We start from the raw sequence: 6,968 nt of genomic DNA on the forward strand, positions 1-6,968 counted from the left end.
CTCTCTTTCCTTTGTTAATCATATTAACAAAACAGAAACTTCCTGTCAAATAAAAAATCCTCCAGATTCTACTCTGAAGGATTCATTTCTTATTTTACAACGATATTGGCGAGTTCATTTAGCCCAAACAGTTTGAAGTTGGAAATCAGCAAATAAATTGGTTACTTCGTTACAATATTAACCAATTTATTCGGTACCGCAATTACTTTTACGATTTCCTTACCATCAATTTCTGCTTTGACTTTTTCATCCGCTAGAGCAATTTCTTGCAATTCTTCGCGTGATAGATCTTTAGCAACCATGAGTTTGGCACGAACTTTTCCTTTGATTTGGACAACGATTTCGATTTCGTCTTCAACCAATTTGCTTTCGTCCCATGTTGGCCAAGCCACGTAAGAGATTGACTCACCTGTTGCTGCAACAGTTTGCCAGAGCTCTTCTGCCAAGTGAGGAGCAAATGGTGCAATCAACTGAACGAAGCCTTTGGCGTAGTCTACATAAAGTTTGTCTTCCTTGTTGGCAGCGTTGACAAAGACCATAAGTTGGGCAATGGCTGTGTTGAATTTGAGAGATTCGATTTGCTCTGTGACAGCTTTAACGGTTTCGTTGTAAACCTTGTCGAGAGCGCCATTGTTTTCTGCAACAATTTCCTTGCTTGTAATCAAACGGTAAACACGGTCAAGGAACTTACGGCTTCCTTCCAGACCTTCTTCTGACCAAGCAATCGAAGCATCAAGTGGTCCCATGAACATTTCATAGACACGAAGGGTATCGGCACCGTATTGCTCCACTACGTCGTCTGGGTTAACAACGTTCTTGAGCGATTTAGACATCTTGGCTGGTGCTTGCTCCAACTCTTCCCCCGTTTCTACATGGAAGAAAGAACCGTCACGTTTTTCAACCTTGTCAGTTGCCACAAGAGCCCCACGGTGGTCACGATAGCTTGTTCCCAAAATCATTCCTTGGTTAAAGAGTTTTTGGAATGGTTCTTTCGTCGGAACAACACCGAGGTCATAGAGGAATTTGTGCCAGAAACGAGCGTAGAGCAAGTGAAGAACAGCATGCTCTGCACCACCCACGTAGATATCTACTGGCAACCATTGTTTAAGAAGATCCTCATCAGCCAATTTCTCAGTATTGTGTGGGTCAATATAGCGGAGGTAGTACCAGCTTGAACCTGCCCATTGTGGCATGGTGTTGGTTTCACGACGACCCTTGACACCATCTTCACGAGTCACTTCAAGCCAGTCTGTCAAATTAGCTAGTGGACTTTCACCAGTACCTGAGGGACGGATATCCTTGGTTACAGGCAAGACAAGTGGCAATTCATTTTCAGGAACAGCTGTTGAAGTTCCATCTTCCCAATGAATGATTGGAATTGGCTCACCCCAGTAACGTTGACGGCTAAAGAGCCAGTCGCGGAGACGGTAGGTAACCTTCTCTTGTCCACAGCCTTTTTCTTCCAACCAAGCCACAATCTTAGCAATTGCGTCTTCTTTGTTGAGTCCATCTAGGAAGTCTGAATTGACATGAAGTCCATCTTCTGTGTAGGCAGCTTCTGCTACATTTCCACCTTCCAGCACCTCTACGATTGGAAGGTCAAACTGTTTGGCAAATTCCCAGTCACGTTGGTCATGAGCAGGAACAGCCATTACTGCACCTGTACCATAACTAGCAAGAACATAGTCGGCAATCCAGACTGGAATTTCCTTACCATTGACAGGGTTGATGGCATAAGCACCAGTCCAAACACCAGTTTTTTCTTTGGCAAGGTCTGTACGAGCCAAGTCAGACTTAAGGCTAGCTTGGTGTTTATAGTCTGCTACTGCCTCTGCTTGCTCTGGACTTGTGATGGCGTCTACTAATTCATGTTCAGGAGCCAAAACAGTGAAAGTCGCACCGAAAAGAGTATCAGGACGAGTAGTAAAGACAGTGAATTCCTTATCAGTTCCCTTAACCTTGAAGGTTACATTAGCACCAGTTGATTTACCAATCCAGTTGCGTTGCATATCCTTGATAGACTCTGGCCAATCTAGTTCATCTAAGTCATTAAGCAAGCGCTCTGCGTAAGCCGTGATTTTGAGCATCCATTGGCGCATTGGTTTGCGGACAACTGGATAGCCTCCACGCTCAGAAGTTCCGTCAGGAAGCACTTCTTCATTGGCAATGGCAGTTCCCAATTCCTCAACCCAGTTTACTGGCACTTCCGCTTCATAGGCCAAACCTTTTTTGTAAAGCTTAGTGAAAATCCATTGCGTCCATTTGTAGTAATTTGGATCTGTTGTATTGACTTCACGATCCCAGTCATAAGAAAATCCAAGCGCATTGATTTGTCGTTTGAAGTTGGCAATATTTTCCGCTGTAAATTCTGCTGGGTCATTACCTGTATCCATAGCGTATTGCTCTGCAGGCAAACCAAAAGCATCCCAACCCATTGGGTGAAGGACATTGTAGCCTTGCGCACGTTTGTAACGGCTGAGGATATCGGTTGCTGTATAGCCTTCTGGGTGTCCTACGTGCAGACCCGCTCCAGATGGATAAGGGAACATATCAAGCGCATAAAACTTTGGTTTTGATGCATCTGTTCCTGTCTTAAAGGTATGATGTTCTGCCCAGTAGCCCTGCCACTTAGGCTCAATTTCTTTATGATTGTAAAAACTCATGGTCTCTCTCCAATTTTGTGATGCTACTATTATACCATTTTTGAGGGAATTTGAAAGACGAGAAATGTTCTTTTGGGCTTGGATGGTAAGAAAGTTCGAATAGCAAATCCAACTTATTTAGCAGTATAAAAAATTAGCTAGCACTTGAAATTAACTTATATCGATTATTTGTCTCTTCCATCTTTTCCCCCTAGCGTCTTTGACTCATATTCCCAGTTTTAGATTTCTTTAAGGTTTTTATTATATCCTATAGAACTCTGCAAATTATAAATATTAAGCAAGTTGTGGAGTGAAAATGTTCGTAAAAAAGGAGATTCTTATGAAAAAACTACTATTCTTTCTCTCTTGTGGATGGATATTTCTTACTTTATCAGGATGTTCTTCAACAACAGAAGCGGAAACTAACACTGAAACAGATTCGGATAATGCTTTGGTTATCTATTCGCCTAACCCTGAAGACCTTATCGAAGAGACAATCCCTGCCTTCGAAGAAAAATATGGTATTAAGGTTGATTTAGTACAAGCCAGCACGGGTGAATTGTTCAAAAAAGCTGAGGCCGAAAAAGAATCCCCAGTAGCCGATGTCATTTTCGGAGGCTCCTATGCCCTCTTCTCTTCTAACGAAAAACTTTTTGAACCTTATATTTCCCAAGAAAACGACCAGATAATCCCTGAATATCAAAATAAAACTGGATTCTACACGCCTTATACACTTGATGTCAGTGTCATCATTGCCAATTCATCTCTTACAAAAGATATTAAAATTGAAGGTTACAATGATTTACTCAATCCTAAATTAAAAGGAAAAATCGCTACTGCTGATCCAAGTAATGCTTCTAGCGCCTTTGCACAACTAACAAACATGCTTGTAGACCAAGGTGGATACGAAAATGAACAAGCTTGGACCTATGTGAAAAATCTATTTACCCTAGTAGATGGAAAAATTGCATCTAGCTCTTCAAATGTTTACAAAGCTGTCGCTGATGGGGAAATGGCTGTTGGACTCACCTATGAAGATCCTGCCTTAAAACTCTTAAATGATGGAGTTGATGTAAAAGTCATTTATCCAAAAGAAGGAACCGTCTTTTTACCTGGTAACGCGGCCATCGTCAAAAACGCCAAACACATGGAAAACGCTAAGAAATTTATCGATTTCATCCTTTCTCAAGAAATCCAAGATAAGCTAGGAACTGAAACTACAATCAGACCTATTCGTAAAAATGCTAAAACCAATAAAAATATGAAGGCTATGACAGAAATCAAGATTGCTACCGAAGATTCAGATTATGTCATTAAAAATAAATCCACTATTCTTAAAAAGTACAATGACATTTTTACAGATATCCAATCTAAACAGTAAAAGAGGTTCACTATGAGTGAGATCAAAATTATTAACGCCAAAAAAATCTACCACGATGTCCCTGTTATTGATAATTTAAACATTACAGTTCCCAAAGGAAGTCTCTTTACCATCCTTGGTCCTTCAGGGTGTGGGAAAACGACCCTTCTTCGCATGATTGCAGGTTTCAACAGTATCGAAGGCGGAGAATTTTACTTTGATGATACAAAAATCAATAATATGGAACCCAGCAAACGCAATATCGGGATGGTTTTCCAAAACTACGCTATTTTCCCACATTTGACTGTCCGAGACAATGTTGCTTTTGGTCTTAAGCAAAAGAAGGTTCCAAAAGAAGAATTGATTCAACAGACCAACAAGTATCTTGAACTCATGCAAATTGCTCAATATGCAGACCGAAAGCCTGATAAACTCAGTGGTGGACAACAACAACGTGTCGCCTTGGCACGTGCCTTAGCGGTTAATCCAAGTGTTCTCCTCATGGACGAGCCACTTAGTAATCTGGATGCCAAACTTCGCTTGGATATGCGTCAAGCCATTCGAGAAATCCAACACGAAGTGGGAATTACAACTGTTTATGTGACCCACGACCAAGAAGAAGCCATGGCGATTTCAGACCAAATTGCTGTTATGAAAGATGGAGTTATCCAACAAATCGGCCGACCAAAAGAACTCTATCATAAACCAGCTAATGAGTTTGTAGCAACCTTTATCGGACGAACAAATATTATCCCCGCCAATCTCGAAAAACGGAGCGACGGCGCTTATATAGTCTTTTCAGATGGCTATGCCCTTCGAATGCCAGCTCTTGATCAGGCTGAGGAGCAAGCTATTCATGTAAGCATTCGTCCTGAAGAGTTTATCAAAGATGAATCTGGAGATATTGAAGGAACTATTAGCGATAGCGTCTATCTTGGACTAAATACTGAATATTTCATCGAGACAGGATTTGCCTCAAAAATTCAAGTTAGCGAAGAATCAACTTTTGAAGAAGATCTACAAAAAGGCGATCGTATTCGTCTACGAATCAATACTAAAAAATTAAACGTTTTTTCTGCAGATGGTTCCCAAAACCTGATAAAAGGAGTCAACCATGGAACGTAAAAAACTAAATATTTGGACAGCCTCCTCTTTCTTCATCTTTCTTACCTATCTTGTCTTTCTCGTTTATCCTATCGTTACCGTGCTCAAGCAAGCACTCATACATGAAGGACAATTCTCACTAGCTAATTTTGTCACTTTCTTTAGTAAAGCCTACTATTCTGAGACACTCGTCAACAGTTTCAAGGTTTCCATTACCGCCACTGTCACTTCCTTAGTCGTAGGAACCTTATTAGCTTATCTCTTCTCTATGTATGACTTCAAGGGAAAGAAATTTCTACAAATATTAATTATCATTGCTTCCATGTCAGCTCCTTTTGTGGGAGCCTACTCCTGGATTCTCTTGCTGGGACGAAATGGGGTCATCACTAAATTCTTGACAAATACCCTTCATCTTCCAGCTATCGATATTTATGGATTCAAAGGAATTGTACTTGTCTTTACACTGCAACTATTCCCACTGGTATTTCTATACGTTGCCGGAACAATGAAAAGTATTGACAATTCTCTACTTGAAGCCGCTGAAAGCATGGGGTCCTTCGGATTTAAGCGTATCGTAACGGTTGTTTTACCTCTTCTAGTTCCAACCTTACTAGCGGCTGCCCTGCTTGTATTTATGAGAGCATTCTCAGACTTTGGAACACCTATGTTAATTGGTGAAGGATATCGGACTTTCCCTGTCCTGATTTATACCCAATTTATTAGCGAGGTTGGAGGAAATTCTGCTTTTGCATCTGCTTTAGCAGTTATGGCGATTATCATTGCCTTGGCGATTTTCCTTATCCAAAAATACATTTCAAACCGCTACAGTTTCAGTATGAATTCGCTCCATCCAATTGAGCCTAAAAAAACCACAAAAGGAAAAATGGTTGCCATTTATGCAACAGTCTACGGAATTATCTTGTTCTCTGTTCTACCTCAAGTCTACTTGATTTATACTTCTTTCCTAAAAACATCAGGTATGGTATTTGTCAAAGGTTATTCTCTAAACAGTTACAAGGTAGCTTTCAATCGTATGGGGTCTGCTATTTTCAATACCATTCGTATCCCTTTGATTGCCTTAGTTCTAGTTGTCCTATTCGCAATATTTATCTCCTACCTAGCCGTTAGAAAACGGAATTTATTTACAAACTTAATTGACAGCCTTAGTATGGTCCCTTATATTGTACCAGGAACCGTTCTAGGGATTGCCTTCATTTCTTCCTTCAATACTGGTCTATTTGGAAGTGGATTTCTTATGATTACAGGGACTGCTTTCATCTTAATTATGTCTCTATCTGTCAGAAGATTACCTTATACTATTCGCTCATCTGTTGCTAGCTTGCAACAAATAGCACCAAGTATTGAAGAAGCTGCTGAAAGCTTAGGAAGTAGCCGTTTCAATACCTTTGCCAAGGTTACAACTCCAATGATGCTATCTGGTATTATTTCTGGAGCTATCCTATCTTGGGTTACAATGATTTCAGAACTCTCTACTTCTATCCTCCTCTACAATGTCAAAACAAGAACAATGACTGTAGCTATTTATACAGAGGTTCTCAGAGGAAATTACGGTGTTGCCGCAGCCTTGTCAACTATCCTCACTGTTCTGACAGTAGGTTCCTTGCTCTTGTTTATGAAAATCTCTAAAAGCAATAGCATTACACTTTAGTTTTCCCCATCAAAAACAGCTGAAAGGATTACCCTCGGCTGTTTTTTCTTATCTTGATATTCTTATCAAATTCTCAGTTCATAGCAAACAAGTCTAGACTGATTATACTCAATGAAAATCAAAGAGCAAACTAGGAAACTAGCCGCAGGTTGCTCAAAGCACTGCTTTGAGGTTGTAGATAAGACTGACGAAG

4 protein-coding genes are annotated in these 6,968 nt (G+C 40.4%); 3 read left to right on the plus strand and 1 reads right to left on the minus strand.

What is annotated here, in order from left to right; genetic code table 11:
* Positions 1–161 precede the first annotated feature (161 nt).
* Positions 162–2,663 (minus strand): leucine--tRNA ligase, encoded by a 2,502-nt coding sequence (gene leuS / locus EII37_RS03465; RefSeq protein WP_124787595.1) that lies wholly within the window; start codon positions 2,661–2,663, stop codon positions 162–164.
* Between the two features lie 319 nt (positions 2,664–2,982).
* Between leuS and EII37_RS03470 the strand changes: the two genes are divergently transcribed.
* From EII37_RS03470 to EII37_RS03480, 3 genes are read left to right on the plus strand one after another with little or no spacing between them, the layout of a single operon-like run.
* Positions 2,983–4,023 carry an ABC transporter substrate-binding protein gene (locus tag EII37_RS03470; RefSeq protein WP_124787596.1) on the plus strand — a complete coding sequence of 347 codons (1,041 nt, stop codon included), beginning with the start codon at positions 2,983–2,985 and terminating at the stop codon, positions 4,021–4,023.
* Between the two features lie 12 nt (positions 4,024–4,035).
* Entirely contained in the window at positions 4,036–5,127 is a 1,092-nt protein-coding gene (locus EII37_RS03475; RefSeq protein ID WP_124787597.1) for an ABC transporter ATP-binding protein, read from the plus strand.
* Positions 5,117–6,775, plus strand: coding sequence for an iron ABC transporter permease (locus EII37_RS03480; RefSeq protein ID WP_124787598.1), 1,659 nt, complete (start codon positions 5,117–5,119; stop codon positions 6,773–6,775). Before EII37_RS03475 ends, EII37_RS03480 begins: the two co-directional genes overlap by 11 nt.
* Positions 6,776–6,968: the final 193 nt, after the last annotated feature.

Source organism: Streptococcus sp. OH4692_COT-348 (assembly GCF_003859975.1).
Classification (GTDB): Bacteria; Bacillota; Bacilli; order Lactobacillales; family Streptococcaceae; genus Streptococcus.